At 31.1% G+C, this 851-nt stretch carries 1 protein-coding gene; it reads right to left on the reverse strand.

The features are described from left to right. Window positions 1-71: 71 nt before the first annotated feature. Window positions 72-734: a queuosine precursor transporter gene (locus tag DIU01_RS10485; protein ID WP_290834208.1), complete on the reverse strand. Its 663-nt coding sequence runs from the start codon at window positions 732-734 to the stop codon at window positions 72-74. Between the last annotated feature and the right edge of the window lie 117 nt (window positions 735-851).

Here is an 851-nt window from a genome sequence, read left to right on the forward strand (position 1 = left end):
CGTTTAGGATGAAATGGTTTTAATGTTTCAATGATAATATTTTGTTGACTTTTGGTAATCATAAAGTAAAATTAACCATTTTTTTGAACACTTTCATTTTTTAAATATTTTTCTATTAGATAATGTCCAAGATAAATCATTGGCGTCATTAAAACAGCAATAACCAACTTCACAGAATATCCAGTAAAACCCGAAATAAGATAGGTTTTAGCATCCATAATTCCAGGTAAATAAAACGCTATTCCTAGAACGATAAAACTATCAAATAATTGTGAAATCACTGTAGAACCAGTACTTCTAAGCCAAATCATTTTGTTTCCAGTTCTATTTTTTACAAAATGAAAAATAGAAACATCTATCAATTGCGAAACCAAAAAAGCAGCAATACTTCCAATAATTATCAACTGACTTTGACCAAAAACCGCCGTAAATTGCTCAGTAGAAACCGAACTAATTCCTGTAGACGGAATTTTTATTGCGAAAAACAAAATGATAAAGGTGTAAGCAATCAATCCAGCAGTAATTAGCGAAAGTTTTTTAACACCTTTCTCACCAAAATATTCGTTGATTAAATCGGTTGTAATAAAAACAATTGGCCAAGGCAAAATCCCAATACTCATCGGAACTCCAAAAACATCAATCAATTTTCCGCCAGTAAGTTCGGCTACAATGGCATTGGTTATAAAAATTCCGGCAAGAATCACATAAACAATATCTTTTCTTCTTTGAAACATTTGCTCTAATTTACCTAATGTATCAAAGATATGTTTTTTTTAAATTAGGAGCGAATGGCTTGGTCTTTTTTTGTAGTCCATTTTCCTGCTACTGAAACTCGCTTCCCGATAAAAATC

The organism is Flavobacterium sp. (genome assembly GCF_003525665.1).
Taxonomy (GTDB): Bacteria; Bacteroidota; Bacteroidia; order Flavobacteriales; family Flavobacteriaceae; genus Flavobacterium.

Excerpts from the sequence above, each read along its gene's own strand:
- DIU01_RS10485 (WP_290834208.1), bottom strand. The coding sequence starts at position 734 with ATGTTTCAAAGAAGAAAAGATATTGTTTATGTGATTCTTGCCGGAATT.